The organism is Rhodococcus opacus, assembly GCF_012396235.1.
GTDB lineage: Bacteria > Actinomycetota > Actinomycetes > Mycobacteriales > Mycobacteriaceae > Rhodococcus_F > Rhodococcus_F opacus.
The window spans coordinates 15,721-31,891 of sequence record NZ_JAAXPA010000044.1 but is presented as its reverse complement, the minus strand read 5'-3'; the positions used below and the strand labels follow the sequence as shown (position 1 = coordinate 31,891).

Annotated in this window: 15 protein-coding genes, 6 tRNA genes and 1 pseudogene; 10 read left to right on the top strand and 12 right to left on the bottom strand. The window is 68.3% G+C overall.

From position 1 onward, the window contains the following. The 10 genes and pseudogenes from HGB39_RS35720 to HGB39_RS35675 form a co-directional block, all read right to left on the bottom strand. Positions 1–156, bottom strand: a pseudogene (locus tag HGB39_RS35720) (pyridoxal 5'-phosphate synthase lyase subunit PdxS); the annotation flags it as partial. A 150-nt stretch (positions 157–306) separates the two neighbouring features. Then, positions 307–1,329 carry an NUDIX hydrolase gene (locus tag HGB39_RS35715; protein WP_005265459.1) on the bottom strand — a complete coding sequence of 341 codons (1,023 nt, stop codon included), beginning with the start codon at positions 1,327–1,329 and terminating at the stop codon, positions 307–309. Further along, the gene (locus HGB39_RS35710; protein ID WP_005565693.1) at positions 1,326–2,453 is read right to left on the bottom strand and encodes a glycosyltransferase family 4 protein; all 1,128 of its coding nucleotides are present in this window, start codon (positions 2,451–2,453) and stop codon (positions 1,326–1,328) included. The genes HGB39_RS35715 and HGB39_RS35710 overlap by 4 nt, the downstream gene beginning before the upstream one ends. Then, positions 2,450–3,355: a phosphatidylinositol mannoside acyltransferase gene (locus HGB39_RS35705; protein WP_005565695.1), complete on the bottom strand. Its 906-nt coding sequence runs from the start codon at positions 3,353–3,355 to the stop codon at positions 2,450–2,452. Before HGB39_RS35705 ends, HGB39_RS35710 begins: the two co-directional genes overlap by 4 nt. After that, positions 3,352–4,017 carry a phosphatidylinositol phosphate synthase gene (gene pgsA / locus HGB39_RS35700; RefSeq protein WP_005565703.1) on the bottom strand — a complete coding sequence of 222 codons (666 nt, stop codon included), beginning with the start codon at positions 4,015–4,017 and terminating at the stop codon, positions 3,352–3,354. Before pgsA ends, HGB39_RS35705 begins: the two co-directional genes overlap by 4 nt. Positions 4,018–4,096: 79 nt before the next feature. After that, complete coding sequence (locus tag HGB39_RS35695; RefSeq protein WP_005240964.1) at positions 4,097–4,672, bottom strand: ATP adenylyltransferase; 576 nt, start codon at positions 4,670–4,672, stop codon at positions 4,097–4,099. A 5-nt stretch (positions 4,673–4,677) separates the two neighbouring features. After that, positions 4,678–6,735 (bottom strand): threonine--tRNA ligase, encoded by a 2,058-nt coding sequence (gene thrS, locus HGB39_RS35690; RefSeq protein WP_005565704.1) that lies wholly within the window; start codon positions 6,733–6,735, stop codon positions 4,678–4,680. 95 nt (positions 6,736–6,830) lie between these two features. Further along, entirely contained in the window at positions 6,831–7,256 is a 426-nt protein-coding gene (locus tag HGB39_RS35685) for a TIGR02611 family protein (RefSeq protein ID WP_005265467.1), read from the bottom strand. Positions 7,257–7,362: 106 nt separating this feature from the next. Beyond that, positions 7,363–8,568, bottom strand: a complete 1,206-nt coding sequence (locus tag HGB39_RS35680; protein WP_005565705.1) for an RtcB family protein — start codon at positions 8,566–8,568, stop codon at positions 7,363–7,365. 155 nt (positions 8,569–8,723) lie between these two features. After that, a tRNA-Val gene (locus tag HGB39_RS35675) sits at positions 8,724–8,795 on the bottom strand. Positions 8,796–9,037: 242 nt separating this feature from the next. On the opposite strand from HGB39_RS35675, the gene HGB39_RS35670 reads away from it, so the two are divergent. The 5 genes from HGB39_RS35670 to HGB39_RS35650 all read left to right on the top strand — a co-directional run bounded on the left by HGB39_RS35670 (position 9,038) and on the right by HGB39_RS35650 (position 9,519). Next, positions 9,038–9,110: transfer RNA gene (locus HGB39_RS35670), tRNA-Gly, on the top strand. 24 nt (positions 9,111–9,134) lie between these two features. Continuing rightward, positions 9,135–9,205: transfer RNA gene (locus HGB39_RS35665), tRNA-Cys, on the top strand. A gap of 1 nt (position 9,206) precedes the next feature. Continuing rightward, positions 9,207–9,278, top strand: a tRNA-Val gene (locus HGB39_RS35660). A gap of 77 nt (positions 9,279–9,355) precedes the next feature. Continuing rightward, a tRNA-Gly gene (locus tag HGB39_RS35655) sits at positions 9,356–9,428 on the top strand. Positions 9,429–9,444: 16 nt separating this feature from the next. Then, positions 9,445–9,519, top strand: a tRNA-Val gene (locus HGB39_RS35650). A gap of 73 nt (positions 9,520–9,592) precedes the next feature. On the opposite strand, the gene HGB39_RS35645 is transcribed toward HGB39_RS35650, so the two are convergent. Beyond that, a complete protein-coding gene (locus HGB39_RS35645; protein ID WP_005264007.1) occupies positions 9,593–10,081 on the bottom strand; it encodes a 2-isopropylmalate synthase in 489 nt (162 codons plus the stop codon). A gap of 446 nt (positions 10,082–10,527) precedes the next feature. Here HGB39_RS35645 and HGB39_RS35640 point away from each other — a divergent pair, with 446 nt between their 5' ends. Genes HGB39_RS35640 through HGB39_RS35630 form a run of 3 tightly spaced genes read left to right on the top strand, consistent with a single transcriptional unit; the run spans position 10,528 to position 12,732 of the window. Continuing rightward, complete coding sequence (locus HGB39_RS35640; RefSeq protein ID WP_005565706.1) at positions 10,528–11,748, top strand: MFS transporter; 1,221 nt, start codon at positions 10,528–10,530, stop codon at positions 11,746–11,748. Between the two features lie 22 nt (positions 11,749–11,770). Then, positions 11,771–12,205, top strand: a complete 435-nt coding sequence (locus HGB39_RS35635; protein WP_005565707.1) for a hypothetical protein — start codon at positions 11,771–11,773, stop codon at positions 12,203–12,205. Then, positions 12,202–12,732: a GNAT family N-acetyltransferase gene (locus tag HGB39_RS35630; protein ID WP_005240947.1), complete on the top strand. Its 531-nt coding sequence runs from the start codon at positions 12,202–12,204 to the stop codon at positions 12,730–12,732. The genes HGB39_RS35635 and HGB39_RS35630 overlap by 4 nt, the downstream gene beginning before the upstream one ends. Before the next feature lie 9 nt (positions 12,733–12,741). Here the strand turns inward: HGB39_RS35630 and zapE are convergent, their stop codons facing one another. Continuing rightward, positions 12,742–13,758 carry a cell division protein ZapE gene (zapE, locus tag HGB39_RS35625; RefSeq protein ID WP_005565710.1) on the bottom strand — a complete coding sequence of 339 codons (1,017 nt, stop codon included), beginning with the start codon at positions 13,756–13,758 and terminating at the stop codon, positions 12,742–12,744. Positions 13,759–13,792: 34 nt separating this feature from the next. Between zapE and HGB39_RS35620 the strand changes: the two genes are divergently transcribed. Together HGB39_RS35620 and HGB39_RS35615 are read left to right on the top strand one after the other, a co-directional pair. Further along, on the top strand, positions 13,793–14,581 hold the full coding sequence (locus HGB39_RS35620) for a pyrimidine reductase family protein (protein ID WP_043789270.1): 789 nt from the start codon (positions 13,793–13,795) through the stop codon (positions 14,579–14,581). Between the two features lie 14 nt (positions 14,582–14,595). Continuing rightward, on the top strand, positions 14,596–16,161 hold the full coding sequence (locus HGB39_RS35615; protein ID WP_005565717.1) for an alpha/beta fold hydrolase: 1,566 nt from the start codon (positions 14,596–14,598) through the stop codon (positions 16,159–16,161). Positions 16,162–16,171: the final 10 nt, after the last annotated feature.

Below are 16,171 nucleotides of genomic sequence, written 5' to 3'. Positions count from 1 at the left end.
CTCGAGCGCCATGACCGCCACCGCACCGGCGTCCTCGGCGATCTTCGCCTGATCGGGGGTGACGACGTCCATGATGACCCCGCCCTTCAACATCTCGGCCATGCCACGCTTGACGCGCGCCGTACCGGTGGTGGGGGTGGTGTCGGGGGTGCTCACAGCGAACTCCTGGGTTGTGGCGTGGATTGATTCGATAGCGGCACGCGTGAACGACGACGTTCACGCTGCAGTACCCGATTCTAGGACGAGCGGCAGTCCACTTCCGTAGCCAGTCCGCGATTGCTGGCTTTCTTCGGACTCCCGGGCGGCTCAGGTGATCGCGCGCACCTCGGGTTCGTCCGCGGCCGAGGCCACCGCGCCGGCTTCGTCGAGGAGATCCGCGAGGTCGTGCGGGTACACGGCTTCACCTGCCGCCGCCAGTTGACGAACCGTGTCCGCGGTGCACCACCGGTGACCGGTGATGGTGCGGTTCTCGAGTTCGGTGAAGCCTCCGTGGTGCGGCTCGAACCCGTCGGTGCGCAGCGCGAAGAACAGCTCCTCGGAGCGGATGAGCTGCCCGTTCCACGAGAAGATGGCCACCCGCCGCCACATGGGTCCGCGCAGCTGTTCGGGCGACGCGGTGTGCCCGGTCTCCTCGGCGATCTCCCGGACAGCGGCCGCCCGCAGGTTCTCCCCCTTCTCGACGGCGCCGCCGATCGTGAACCAGTAGTAGACGTCGGGGACGGTGGGGTCGTGACCCCGGAGCAGCAGGACCCGGCCCTGGCCGTCGAGCAGCACCACCCGGGCCGAGGTCCGGACGGAGTCGAGTGACAGACCCTCGGTGACCGCCGCGGCGGACGAGCGTTCGGTGATCTCGAAGTAGGTCGGCAGCGGGGCCGTGCCCCCGAGGTGCAGCCATCGGACGGGTCGCCGGGTGCGGAGTGCGAGGGTGTCGCGGACGGCGTCGTTGTGGAATCGGCGGGCGATCAGTACCCGCGCCTCCGCATCGGCGAGTTCCGCCACCAACTGGGGGCGCAGGGTGTCCGGGTCGAGGGACGAGAGCGCACTGGACAGTGCGTTCTCGGCGATCTCGCGGTCTGCCCGGTCCGACCGTTCCGCCCGGGCCGACAGCGCGGCCAGCGACCTGCCCTCGGGTGGGTCCATCGCCGCGGCGGCCGCCCGCACGACCACCGCCCGGCGCGCGAGGGCCGCGTCGAGGGCCTGCCAGGACAGGTCGGAGCGGACGTGCAGTCGGTCGAGGCGGTTGGCCGTCCCGTACGCCCACAGGCCGATCGCCAGGACGACGGCTGCGACCAGGGCGAGAACCAGGATCGTGAGGGCGGAGAACGTCACGAGCCGACCTCCCGGACGCCGTCGCGGCCGACAGTGACCGTCTCGTAGACGCGCAGGATCTGTTCGGCCACCACCGGCCAGTCGTATTCGGTGACCACCGTCCGAGAGAAGTCGGTGAGCGCAGCGCTCCGCTCGGGGTCACCGAGCACCGAGTCGATCCCGGCGGCCAGCGCCGCCGCATCCCCGACCGGCACCAGGACGCCCGCCTGCCCGTCCCGCAGGACGCGGCGGAACGCGTCCAGTTCGCTCGCCACGACGGCGGCACCCGCGGCCATCGCCTCGACCAGCACGATGCCGAAGCTCTCACCGCCGAGGTTGGGTGCGCAGTACACGTCGGCGCTCCGCAGCGCCGACGCCTTCTCGGCGTCGTCGACCTGGCCGAGCAGACGCAGGTGCCCGAAGACCGGGCCGGCCTCCCGGCGCAGCTTGTCCTCGTCGCCGCGGCCGACCACCAGCACCTCGAGGTCGGGATACTTCTCCACCAGGGTGGGCAGCGCCTTGAGAAGCACCGCCATGCCCTTGCGGGGCTCGTCGTAGCGTCCGAGGAAGAGGATGGTCTTTCCGGGACGCGGGTAGCCGGGCAGCGGCTCGGCGTTCGCGAACGCCGAGACGTCGACGCCGTTGGGGATTTCGACCGCATCGGAGCCGAGTGATTCCACCTGCCAGCGTCGCGCGAGTTCCGACACCGCGATGCGGCCGCTGATCTTCTCGAGGTAGGGCTGGAGCACACCCTGAAACGTGCTCAGCACCAACGACTTCGTGGTCGACGTGTGGAAGGTGGCCACGATGGGCCCCTCGGCCACGCGCATGGCGAGCATCGACAGGCTCGGCGCGTTGGGCTCGTGGATGTGCAGGACGTCGAAGTTGTTGTCCGAGATCCAGCGCCGCACGCGGGCGCTCGCGGCGGGGCCGAAACTCAGCCGGGCCACCGAGCCGTTGTAGGGAATGGCGAGGGCGCGGCCCGCGGAGACGACGAAGTCGGGCAAGTCGACGTCGTCGGAGGCCGGCGCCAGGACGCTCACCTTGTGCCCGCGCTCGATCAGGACCTCCGCGAGGTCGACGACGTGAGCCTGCACTCCGCCCGGGACGTCGAACGAGTACGGGCAGACCATTCCGATCTTCACGAGTTCTCCATGCGGGAGAGCCTTGCCTGGGACAGGTCGGAGAGCCACAGCGGCTGAAGCATGTGCCAGTCCTCCGGATGTGCCGCGATGTTGGCCTCGAACCGGTCCGCCAGTGCCTGGGTCGCCGCGGCCACCCCCGCGGTGGTGTCGATCGGCGGGTCGATGCGGAAACCCCACCCGCGGTCCGTGAACCAGCAGTGCACCGGCAGCAGCGGCGCGCCGGTGTCGATCGCCAGCTTGGCGGGACCGGCGGGCATCCGCGTCGGTTCCCCGAAGAACGTCACGGGGACACCCTTCTTCGCCAGGTCGCGTTCACCGAGGAGGCACACGATCCCGTTGTCCCGCAGTCGGGCCGACAGTTCCACGAACGGTGGGTGCTCTCCCCCGCTGAGCGGAAAGATCTCGAAACCGAGCCCTTCGCGGTAGTCGACGAACCGCTGGTACAGCGACTCGGGCTTCAACCGCTCGGCGACCGTGGACAGACCGCCCCAGTGCTGGGCGCACCACACACCCGCCATGTCCCAGTTTCCACTGTGCGGCAGCGCCAGAATCGCGCCCCGGCCGGCTTCTTTCGCGGCGTCGAGGTGCTTCTGCCCTTCGATCAACTCGTCGAGGGCCGCGCCGGTCTTCACGAGGTCCATCGAAGGCAGCCGGAAAGCTTCCCGCCAGTAGCGCGCGTAGGACCGCATCGAGGCCTGCATCAGGGTGTCCGGCACCTCCGCGGCGGGCACACCCAGCACACGGGCTAGATTGCGGCGCAGCTGCTCCGGTCCGCCGTTCCGGACGGCGAAGTCGGCTCCCCTGTCGAACAGGGCGACCGCGACCTTCTCCGGCAGCGCGCGAACCAGCCGCCAGCCGATCGCGTACCCCAGGTCACTGATGCGTTCCGACACGCCGCTCACTGCTCGCTCGCCTGTCCGTCTGCCGGCGTCGTGTCCGTCGGCGGCAGGGGCAGCACGTCGCGCGCGCCCGGCGACCGGCGGACCGCCAGTACCCGCTGGAACACGGTGATGATGCTGCCCACCGACAGCAACCACATCGCGACATGAATGGCCCACGGGACTCCGAGCCCCGTGACGCCGGCTCCGACCAGCACGATGATCAGCCGATCGGGTCGTTCGATGAGTCCGCCGTCGGCGGACAATCCACTCGCCTCGGCGCGCGCCTTCGCGTACGAGATCACCTGCGAGGTGACGAGGCACAGCAGGGTCGCGATCAGCAGCGGCTTGCTGTTCTCGTGATAAACCGCCCACCAGGCGAGACCGGCGAAGATCGCACCGTCGGCCACCCGGTCGCAGGTGGCGTCGAGAACGGCGCCGTACCGGGTGCCACCGCCGCGGGCGCGGGCCATGGCACCGTCGAGCATGTCGAACATGACGAACAGCCAGATGAACATCGCTCCCCAGAACAGATGTCCGCTGGGAAACAGCGTGACCGCGCCGGCCACGGTCGCCACGGTGCCGATGACGGTGACGGAATCGGGAGTGAGCCCGGTCTTCACCAGGGCCTTCCCCAATGGCGCCGTCACCTTGGACACGGATGCCCGTCCGAAGAAGCTCAGCACCTCTCCACCCCGTTCTTCACTTCCTGCCAGGAACCCCGAACGCGTGAGTCAGCGACTCGCGCGTCATTCATCTATCGAGTCATTCATTCCAGGCCTTCGCCAGCAGCCCCCGGGTCTCGCGCAGCAACTGCGGCATGACCTTGACCCCGGCGAGGACCGTGATGAAGTTCGCGTCCCCGCCCCAGCGCGGAACGATGTGCTGATGCAGGTGCTCGGCAAGCGAACCGCCCGCCGCCGCACCGAGATTGAGGCCGACGTTGAAACCGTCCGGCCGCGACACCCGCTTGATCACGCGCAGAGCCTGCTGCGTGAACGACATCAACTCGGCGCTCTCCTCTTCCGTCAGGTCTTCGAGCGCCGCGACCTTGCGATAGGGAACGACCATCAGGTGCCCCGGGTTGTACGGGTACAGGTTGAGCACGGCGTAGACGTGCTCACCCCGGGCGACGATCAACCCGTCCTCGTCGTCCATCTTCGGGATGTCGATGAACGGCTCGTTCGGGGTGTCCCGCGACTTCGGCGCCTCGGCGATGTACGACATGCGGTGCGGCGACCAGATCCGCTGAAGGTGATCGGGTTCGCCGGGGCCACGGTCGACGAGGCGGCCGGGGCCGCCGAGCATCTCGTCGGCCGTCACGTCGTCACCTCCGGTCATGTGCGTCACCCTTCCTTACCGGGTTGCAGCAGTTCCGCCGTCGGCGAGGCGTTCTCGCGGCGACTGATCCAATCGGTGACGATGCGCACGGCGTCGTCCACGGGTACCCCGTTGACCTGGGTGCCGTCGCGGAATCGGAAGCTGACGGCGCCCGCCTCGACGTCGCGCGCACCCGCCAGCAACATGAACGGCACCTTCTGCGCCGTGTTGTTGAAGATTTTTTTCTGCATGCGGTCGTCGCTCGCGTCGACCTCGGCGCGGATACCGGCCGCCTTCAGCCGCTTCACCACGTCGAAGAGGTGGTCGGCGAACGTCTCCGCCACCGGGATACCGACGACCTGGACGGGCGCCAGCCACGCCGGGAACGCACCCGCGTAGTGCTCGGTGAGCACGCCGAAGAACCGTTCGATGGAACCGAACAGGGCGCGGTGGATCATGACCGGACGCTGCTTGGTGCCGTCGTTGGCCGTGTACTCGAGGTCGAAACGCTCGGGCAGGTTGAAGTCGAGCTGAATGGTCGACATCTGCCAGGTGCGGCCCAGGGCGTCCTGCACCTGCACCGAGATCTTCGGTCCGTAGAACGCGGCGCCGCCCGGATCGGGGACGAGGTTCAGCCCCGACGACTCCGCGACCTCGGCGAGCGTCGCCGTCGCTTCCTCCCACACGGCGTCGTCGCCGACGAACTTGTCCGGGTTCTTGGTGGACAGCTCGAGGTAGAAGTCGTCGAGACCGTAGTCCTTCAGCAGGCCGAGGACGAACTGCAGGGTGGTCGCCAGTTCGTCGCGCATCTGCTCGCGGGTGCAGTAGATGTGCGCGTCGTCCTGCGTCATGCCGCGTACGCGGGTGAGTCCGTGGACGACACCGGACTTCTCGTACCGGTAGACCGAACCGAACTCGAAGAGCCGCAACGGCAGTTCGCGGTACGACCGGCCGCGGGAGCGGAAGATCAGGTTGTGCATCGGGCAGTTCATCGGCTTGAGGTAGTAGTCCTGGCCCGGCTTGCGCACGGTGCCGTCCTCGTTCAGCTCCTCATCGATGTGCATCGCCGGGAACATGCCGTCGCGGTACCAGTCCAGGTGACCCGACACCTCGTAGAGATGCCCCTTGGTGATGTGGGGGGTGTTGACGAACTCGTAGCCCTCCTCGACGTGCCGCTTGCGGGAGTAGTCCTCCATCTCGGTGCGGATGATCCCGCCCCGCGGATGGAACACGGGCAGTCCGGAGCCGAGTTCGTCGGGGAAGCTGAACAGGTCGAGTTCCGACCCCAGCTTGCGGTGGTCGCGGCGCTCCGCCTCGGCGAGCAGTTCCAGGTGTTGCTCCTGCGCCTCCGCCGACTCCCACGCGGTGCCGTAGATGCGCTGGAGATCGGCGTTGTCCTGGTTACCGCGCCAGTACGCCGCCGAACTGCGGGTGAGCTTGAACGCCGGGATGTGCTTGGTGGTGGGGATGTGCGGGCCGCGGCACAGGTCGCCCCACACCTTCTCGCCGGTCCGCGGGTCCAGGTTGTCGTAGATGGTGAGCTCGTTGCCGCCCACCTCCATGATCTCCGGATCGTCGATTCCCGACTTGTCGTCGATCAGTTCGAGCTTGAAGGGCTCCTTCGCCAGCTCGGCGCGCGCCTCCTCGAGCGACTCGACGACCCTGCGGGAGAACCGCTGCGACCCCTTGATGATCTTCTTCATCCGCTTCTCGAGGCTCGCGAGGTCGTCGGGGGTGAACGGGCGATCGACGGCGAAGTCGTAGTAGAAGCCGTCCTTGATCGGCGGACCGATGCCCAGCTTCGCCTCGGGGAATTCCTGTTGGACGGCCTGCGCGAGCACGTGGGCCGCCGAGTGGCGGATGACGCTGCGGCCGTCGTCGGTGTTCGACGCGACCGGCTCGACGTCGACGTCGGTGTCGGGCACCCAGGACAGGTCCTTGAGCTGGCCCTCCGCGTCACGGACCACGACGACGACGTCCGGGCCCTTGCTCGGGTAGCCGGCCTCCCGAACCGCGGTACCGGCCGTAGTCCCCGCGGGCACCCGGACGAGGGCGGCTGGGGCGGCGGATGCGGGGGTGCTCACGGCGATGTTCTCCTAGGTGAGGTGTGCGGTGCAGACATGGTGAATGTGCCAGCCCATGTTATCGGCCCAGCAGTCACACCCAACCACGCGTCCGGCTAGAGCGGGCTCTCCAGCCACGGGTAGTCGAGGCCGATCCACGTTCCGACGAGACCGAACGTGCCGAGCAACCACAGCGTTGCGAGGACGACGGCACACGTCAGCAGCGCACCCGCCCCCTTGACCACCAGCGACTGCCGCGAGAACCAGTCCATGAACTTGTCGTATCGCCGGCGCGCATAGTGCAGCAGCCGGTGGGCCCACGCGAACTCGGATGCGAGAATCCCGAGCCCCGCGAACACGATCAGCCAGCCGGGGCCGGGATAGGGAATCGCAACGATCCCGGCGGCCAGCACGAGAGCGCCGATCACCCCCACCGCGATGCGGTACGCCAGGTTGAGGCTCGGCCGCGCGGCGATGTGTGCTCGCCACCGGTGCCAGCGGCTCTCCACTTCCTGGAACGGGGACAGATCCGAGTCGTCCACGTTCTCGGGCGCGGGTCCCGGCCGAGCTTCTCCGCTAGTCACCAGTCCACCCTACCGACCGCGACCTGCGGCGGCGCGTCGTCGCACTGCCACACACGCTCGCGGGTCATCCCTTCACACAGACGACCTGCCGCAGGTGGGCCACGACCTCGACGAGATCGGCCTGCGCTTCGATCACCTGCTCGATGTCCTTGTAGGCGCCGGGGATCTCGTCGATCACGCCCGCGTCCTTGCGCGATTCGACTCCGGACGTCTGCCGCACGAGGTCGTCGACGGTGAAACGCTTCTTCGCCTTCGTGCGGCTCATCGTCCGTCCCGCCCCGTGTGACGCCGAATTGAAGGACAGCTCGGAGCCCAGGCCCCGCACCACGTAGGAACCGGTGCCCATGGAGCCGGGGATGAGTCCGAGATCACCCCGACCGGCCCGGATCGCGCCCTTACGGGTGACGAGCATCGGCTCGCCGTCGATGATCTCCTCCGACACGTAGTTGTGGTGGCAGGAGATCGGCTCGTCGAACCGCACCGTCCTGCCGGGCAGGGCCTGCCGGAACGCCTGCATCACCAAGGTGAGCATGACGGCACGGTTGCGGGCCGCGTACTCCTGCGCCCACGTCAGGTCGTGGCGGTATGCGTCCATCTCCTTGCTGCCGGCGAGGAACACCGCGAGATCGCGATCGACCAGCCGCTGGTTGTGCGGCAACGCCCGCGCCACCGCGATGTGCCGCTCCGCCAGTTCCTTACCGATGTTGCGCGACCCGGAGTGGAGCATCAGCCAGACCTCGTCGGCGTCGGACAGGCACACCTCGATGAAGTGATTGCCGCCGCCGAGCGTGCCGATCTGCTTCATCGCCTTGGACTCGCGGGACTGGACGCCGGAATGCAGGTCACCGAATTCCTGCCAGAAGCGGTGCCATCCCGTCTTCACTCCCCCGGCGTCCGTGACATCGAGGGCGCCGACGTTCACCGAACGCTCGTGCATGGCGAACCCGACCGGCACCGCACGCTCGATGCGCGACCGCATCGACCGGAGGCTGTCGGGCAGATCGTTCGCGGTCACATCCGTCCGGACCGCCGTCATTCCGCACCCGATGTCGACGCCGACCGCCGCCGGGGCGACCGCCGCCCGCATCGCGATGACCGAACCGACCGTCGCACCCTTGCCGACATGGACGTCGGGCATGACCCGCACCCCGTGGACCCATGGCAGGTCGGCCATGTTCCGCAGCTGCTGCAACGCAGCCTGCTCGATGGTCCACTCTTCCGCCCACATCAAGGTGGGCGCGGTGGTGCCTTCCAGCCTCACGGGGAACATGGGACTCAGTCCTTCGATAGCGGATCACCCGGGAAATTTCGGCCGGCTGAGTTCATTGTCCGCCGCCCCGACGAGCCGGAACAACCGATTATCGGGGTGGGCACACGAAAAAGAAGAGGGCGTTTCCGCTTTCGGAAACGCCCTCTTCTTGTCTGTGGTCCCGGCTGGGATCGAACCAGCGACCTCCCCGGTGTGAACGGGACGCTCTTCCACTGAGCCACGGGACCGAAGCGCGCCAAACACTCGCGCTCGAACGAGTTGGAACATTAACACGACCGAGCGGCCGAACGAAAATCACGTCGTTGGGATTCGTGTCGACCCCCGCCCGCGGCACGTCCGCGACCCGGCGTCGTTCATGCGTAGTTCACCGCCTGATGCCTTGACCTGCAGATTTGTAACTATCGCGGATGGTCGGCTAATGTTCTCAACCGCACCACGGAGAACATTCTCCGCGAGTTACACGGTGCATGCGGACGTGGCGCAGCTGGTAGCGCACAACCTTGCCAAGGTTGGGGTCGCGGGTTCGAATCCCGTCGTCCGCTCGAGAGGTTGGACTCAACCTTCACGGTGGAGTGGCCGAGTGGTGAGGCAACGGCCTGCAAAGCCGTGCACACGGGTTCGATTCCCGTCTCCACCTCGCGCGATTAGCTCAGCGGGAGAGCGCTTCCCTGACACGGAAGAGGTCACTGGTTCAATCCCAGTATCGCGCACCGAGATAGATGATAGATGCACGACTGTTTTACTTGCTCGACCAGTGACGGCCCCCAGCCCGGGGGCTTTCACGAATGCGGACGTGGCGCAGCTGGTAGCGCACAACCTTGCCAAGGTTGGGGTCGCGGGTTCGAATCCCGTCGTCCGCTCTCTTTTCTCCATCCCGCGCGATTAGCTCAGCGGGAGAGCGCTTCCCTGACACGGAAGAGGTCACTGGTTCAATCCCAGTATCGCGCACCAGTTCACTTTCAACCGAACAGTTCACGACAGTGCGGCCCCGGTCATCGACCGGGGCCGCACTGTCGTTCCGGTGTCAGGCGGGCTGGAGCCGGTTGGCGCCGGAGATCATCGCGCGCAGAGTCGATTCCGTGTGGGATTCACCGATTCCCATCGCCCAGAGCCGGATGCCGTCGCGCTCGCAGAGCAGGAATGTCGCGGTTCGGTGCCCGATCTCGTGCTGATGAAAAGACAGGATCTCCATCGCACACCCCGCGTCGTACAGCATCGAGGTCATGGCGGCCACCGGGCCGGGCGCGCTCGCAGCGGTCTTGCGGATCGATTCGCCGATACCGAGTGTCGCTTCGAAATCCCACATTCCGGGGCCCGTCTTCGTTTCCGACCAACTGCCCAGACGGAACGGTCCGCTGGACGGCGCGTAGACGGCCTCGAACGCGGACCACGCCATTCCGGCGGATTCGGTGCGGAGTTCCCGCGGCAGCGGCTTGCCGTGGCGCGCGGCGAAGGGGTCGGCGGCCGGTGTCGCCGAGGGAAAGGGTGAAGCGAAAGAAGGGTTGGTACTCATTCTCGTGGTCTTCCTGAAAGAAGGGAGGACCAACGCGTAGCTCAACGACCCGCAGCGAGGGGTCGGTCCGTATCAGACCCCGCTACGGCGGAGAACTACGAGAATGCGCTGCATGGATGACACTGTAAGCGACAACCGTCCGCAGAGACAACCCCGTCACGCTGTCGCGCCGGCCACCCGGTGACGGGCGGGTGACGAAATCGTTACCACCGCATCTGGAACGTGAGGAATTCCTCATGTATCGTCGAACGTGCCATCCACCCCCCCGATGGCAATGAGCCCCAGCCATGACCCCCCATCCAAGGCTGGGGCTCAGTCTTGCTCCGGGACCTCACGCGTCCCGTGCTTTCAGGACATTTCGTCCGTCGATTCGGAGAACGCTGCACATCCCCGCAAAGTATTGGACACTCGTCCAATCGGATGTTCCCGACCGAAGGCCGACACCCATGACGGATTCACCAGGCGCAGATGCGTCCGCGGACCACCGCTCGGCACGGATCGCCGCAGCGGGCGCATTCGGCCTGCAGGGTTTTCTCCTCGCGGCCGTCCTCACGCAACTGCCGCAGTACCAGGACCGATTCGGTTTCGACGACACGGTCATCGTGGTCGCCGTCGTGACGGTGTCTCTCATCGCCGGGGCGGGAAGCGTCCTCGCCGAGCACCTGGCCCGCCGATTCTCCAGCAAGTCGGCCCTGCAATTCGGGCTCGCGACCATCGCGACAGCCGGTGGCGCGCTCGGTTTCGGCCCGAATACCACGGCCTTCTTCGTCTGCCTGTCCGTGTACGGCGCCGGACTGGGCATCGTCGACGCCGCCGCCAACATGCAGGCGGTGTCGATCCAGCACGCGTACGGCCGCTTCATCCTGTCGTCGTTCCACGCGGTGTGGAGCGTCGGCGCGATTGCGGGTGCACTCTTCGTTGCCGCCGCCTCGGCCCTCGGCGTGAGCGTCGCCGCCGCGCAACTGGTGGCGGCGCTCGTCGTGGCCGTCGGTCTCGCCGTCTGCAGCCCCCGGCTCCTCGTCCGTCAGCAGTCGGCGGGCACCGCCGTGCCGGCGACCGGCCCTGCGCCCGTGCCGGTTCCGATTCGAGCACTGCTGGCGCTCGGTACCGCGATGGCGTTGTTCTACGCCATCGATTTCGGTGTCGGCAACTGGTCTGCGCTGTACGTCCGGAACGTTCTGCTCGCGGATGCCGGCACGGCCGCCCTGGCATTGGCCGCATACCAGTGTGCGGCTCTGGTGTCGCGACTGACCGGCGACTTCTGGGTGGCGAAGTACGGCGAGATTGCCGTCGTCCGTGTGGGTTCGGCGGTCGGTGTCGCCGGATTGACGGTCGTCGTCCTCGCCCCGTCGCCGGTCGTCGCGATTGCCGGATTCCTCGTCGTGGGCCTCGGCGTGCCGGTCGTCGCTCCCCTGTGTTTCAGTGCCGCCGGGCGGCTGGCACCCACCGGCCAGGTGGACGACGTCGTGGCGCGGATCAACCTGTTCAACTACGTGGGAACCCTCGTGGGCGGCGCGATCGTCGGCGGCGTCGCCGCGGCGACCAGCCTGCGGATCGGGTTCGTGGTCCCGCTCCTGTTCGCGGTGGGGCTCGTCCTGCTTGCCCCCGCGTTCGCCCCGGACCGGGACCGGGACAAGCAATCCGAGTGGGTCCCGGATCGCGACTGACGGCAGATGTTCTACTTAGGACATGCCGACTTGGGGATGGTTCGTGATCGCCGTGGCGATCGTCTACGTCGCAGTTCTGGTCTCGTCACGATCCGCTCGTGGCGGCTCACACACCCCACACGACCTGCATCCCGCATCGACGTGGCGTCACCTCGACGACGCCGCCCGGGACGAGGTGACGTGTCTGCTCGACCGGGGCCGGACGATCGAGGCGATCAAGATTCTCGTCGCGCGGGACGGGATCGGCGTGCGGCACGCGAAGGCCACGGTCGAGTACGGCCGGCTCCAGGCCCGGCCGGTCCCCGCCGGAATCCGCTCCTGCGGAGACACGTCGCCGATCGAGGGCAGGCTCCGCGACCTCGAGAGTGAGGGCAAGACCATTGCGGCGATCACCCTGCTGCGGGACAGTACGGGAATGACACTTCGGGAAGCGAAGGACGCGGTGGACCAGCTGTGACAGTCGAAATAGACCCGGCGGGGATCTGGGATTCCGAGGCGATCGCCGACGTCGCCGCGGCAACGTTCCCGCTCGCGTGCCCGCCCGGGGCGACACAGGACGACATCGCCGCTTTCATCGACGACGTGCTGTCGGCCGAACGGTTCTCGGAATACCTCACCGACCCGAACCGCACCGTCCTGAAGGTCACGCACGGCGGGGCGATCGTCGGCTACGCGATGCTGATCGACGGTGAACCCGCCGACCCGGACGTCGGCAGGGCCGTGACTCTCCGGCCGACCACCGAGATCAGCAAGCTGTACGTGCTGCCCGGCAACCACGGGACCGGCGTCGCGTCCGCCCTGATGGACGCCATCGTCGAACGCGCCGTCGCCGCGGGGTGCGCCGGGTTGTGGCTCGGCGTCAACCAGGAGAATGTGCGCGCTCAGCGCTTCTACGCGAAGCACGGATTCACGCAGGTCGGAACGAAGACCTTCCTCGTCGGCACCCAGCTGCACCACGACTTCGTGATGCAGCGGGCACTGTGACGGGCTGCGTCAGCTCGCGGCGACCTCGAAGCGCGACAGCGCCAGCAGGCGCGACGTGGCACGCAGGTACTTCTTCCGGTACCCGCCGGACAGCATCTCGGGAGTGAAGATCGCGTCGAGCTTGGCCCCTGCCACGGTGACCGGGATGCTCGCGTCGTACAGGCGGTCGGCGAGGACAACCAGGCGCAGCGCGACCGACTGGTCCTCGGCGGGGTGGACGCCGTCCAGGAACACGGCCGGAATGCCCTCGACCAGCTTGTTGTAGCGGGACGGGTGCAGCGTGCTGAGGTGCTTGCACAGCGCGTCGAAGTCGTCGAGCGTGGCGCCGGGGACGCTGTCGGCGAGCTCGGCGAGCTCCTCCGAGGAGATCGGGTCCGGGGCCGGCGGCAGGTCGCGGTGCCGGTAGTCGGGTCCGTCGACGCGGATCGTCTCGAAGATCGAGCCCAGCTTCTTGATCTCCCGCAGGAAGTCCTGCGCGGCGAATCGGCCTTCGCCGAGCTGGCCGGGCAGCGTGTTCGACGTCGCCACGATCGACACGCCGCGCGCCGACAATTCCGACAGCAGGCGGGACACCAGCATGGTGTCGCCCGGGTCGTCGAGTTCGAATTCGTCGATGCAGAGGACGCTGTGGTCGGACAGCTGCTCGACGGCCTTGTTGAAACCGAGGGCACCGACGACGTGCGTCAGCTCCACGAACGTGCCGAACGCCTTGGGCGACGCGACGCTGTGGAAGATCGAGGCCAGAAGGTGGGTCTTACCGACGCCGAAACCGCCGTCGAGGTAGAGACCGGCACCGGTGGCCTGCGTCTTCTTCCCGAACAGGCCGCGTCGCCCGCCACTGCGGATCTTCACGACCTTCTTCGCGAACTCCTCCGCCGTCTGGACCGCGGCGGCCTGGCTGGGTTCGGCGGGATCGGGGATGTACGACGCGAAGCTCACCTCGTCGAACATGGCCGGGGGCACCATCTGAGCTACCAACTGATCAGCCGGTACCACGGGGCTGCGATCGACAAGACGTGCATGCATACAAGCAGGGTATCCACGTGTTGTGATCACCAACATGCACCGTGTACATATTGCGACATTTTTCACACCGGACAGTCCGCCCACTCGGGAGGAGCCCAGTGAATCGACCGCGAACGCGCTGCGCGAGCTGTATGCCTACCCGGCGGAGACGGCGCGGCCGTGGGTGCGCGTCAACTTCGTGAGCAGTATCGACGGCGCCATCTCCGTCGACGGCGTCAGCGGGGCGCTCGGCACACCCGCGGACAGGCTGGTGTTCGAGACCCTGCGGGAGCTGGCCGACGTCGTGCTGGTCGGGGCCGGAACCGTCCGGGCGGAGAACTACGGCGGGGCGCGCGTCGGCGCGGAGGGCAGGCGACGCCGGGTGGCGTCGGGAATGCCGGAAGTCCCGCCGATCGCCGTCGTGTCTGCTCGCGCCCACCTCGACCCGCAGTCACGCCTGTTCACCGACACCGAGGTGGCCCCGATCGTCGTCACCTGCACGGACGCCGACCCGGTGCGGGTCCGGGCTCTCGCCGACGCGGGTGCGCGGATCGTGACGGCCGGCGAGGGGCAGATCACCGGCGACGGGCTGATCGCCGCCCTCGAGGATCTCGGGCTGCGCCGCGTGCTCTGCGAGGGCGGCCCGAGCCTGTTCGGGCAGCTGACCGCGGACGACGCCGTCGACGAGGTCTGCCTGACCACGGCGCCCGTGCTCGTCGGCGGGACCGCGGGTCGCGTCGCCACCTCGCCGGGTGCCCGGATCACCGCGATGACTCCCGCGCACATCCTCACCGACACCGACGGCACCGTCCTCACCCGATGGGTGCGGCTGCCCCGCCCGTAGAGGAACCTGGCAGGGTGGTCGCCATGCGCAGATCGGTGTTGCTCGCAATGGTTCTCGTGGTGTGCAGCGCGTGCGGAGCCGGACCGTCCAACCGGCCGCACGTGGCGGTCGAACGCGAGGGCGGCGGCAGCGAACCCACCGCGACCGAGACCGAGAACCCCGACGCTCCCCCGCCCGTGTTGCAGACCCCGAAGAACGATCTGGCGTGGACCGACTGCACGCAGAGCACGCTCGGCGCCCTGGGCCCGGGAACGACACCGCCGGCCGGGCTCGTCTTCGAATGCGGCTCGTACGAGTCGGCCGTCGACGAGAGCGGCACCCTGCCCGGCTCCTTCACGATGGGTGCGATGCGGGCACGACTCGCCGACACCCCCGAGAACGCGGCCCCGCTGGTGCTCACGTCGGGATCGGACCGCTCGTCGACCGCGACGCTCGCAGCGCTGAGCACCGGCGGTCTGACATCGCTGCTGTCGACGCGACCGGTGGTCGCGGTGGACCGCCGCGGGATCGCCTCCTCGCAGGAGATCGAATGCCTCACCCCGGAGCTCCGCAGCAGCCTGGCGAATCTCGGGCAGTTCGACCCGGGGACGGGTGACCAGGTCGACAAGGTGACCGCGCTGGGCCGCGACGCCACCATCGCGTGCACCGACTACCTGCAGCCGCAGGAACTCGCGTTCGACAGCACCCACGCCGCCGACGACATCGAGGAACTGCGCCGCACCTGGGACGTCGATGCGCTCGGGATCCTCGCCACCGGCAACGGCAGTGCCGTCGCGCTCAGCTACGCCGCCAAGTACCCCGATCGGGTCGGCCGGCTCGTCCTCGACTCTCCCGCCGTCACCACGGTGGATGCCGCGACCGTCACCGAGCAGCAGGTCGCGGGTCAGGAGGCGGCGTTCGACTCGTTCGCCCGCCAGTGCACCGCCCTGAACTGCTCCCTGGGCGCCGATCCCCGCGCCGCGATGACCGACGCCGTCACCCGCGCCGCGAACGGCCAGATCCCGCGGGTCTCCGCGAACGCCCTCCTCACCGCGGTGTCCGGGTCGCTCGCTGCGGCGGGCGGCGACCAGCAGGGCCGCGTCCGCGCCCTGTCCGATGCGGTGTCAGCCGCCCTCGCCGGAAACACGGCACCGATCCTCGCGGCGGTCGCGCAGGCCGAGGCGGCCTACGAGAGCGACGGCCAGTTCATCACCCGCTGCACGGACGGCCAGCAGTGGCCCGCACCCGACCGGGTCCGCGAACTGCAGAAGCTGTGGGGCGAGCGGTTCCCGCTGTTCGGCCCGAACGCCGCCGTCGGACTGCTCGCGTGCACCTCCTGGCCCGCGACCGCGCCGCCCGCCCTGCCCGGCGAGCTGACGCTGCCGGTCCTGGTGCTGAGCGGCACCGCCGACCCGGTCGTCGGGAACGCCGGGGTGGGAACGGTGACCGGGGCCGTGTCGAGCGCGGGCGCCGCGACGGCGACGGTGACGTGGCACGGCAGCGGCCACCCCGCCACCCATTCGGACTGCGCGCAGAAGTCGATCGTCACCTACGTCGCGGACGGCGTGCTGCCCCCGGACGGCAGCGCCTGCCCCGCCTAGCCGAGGTGGC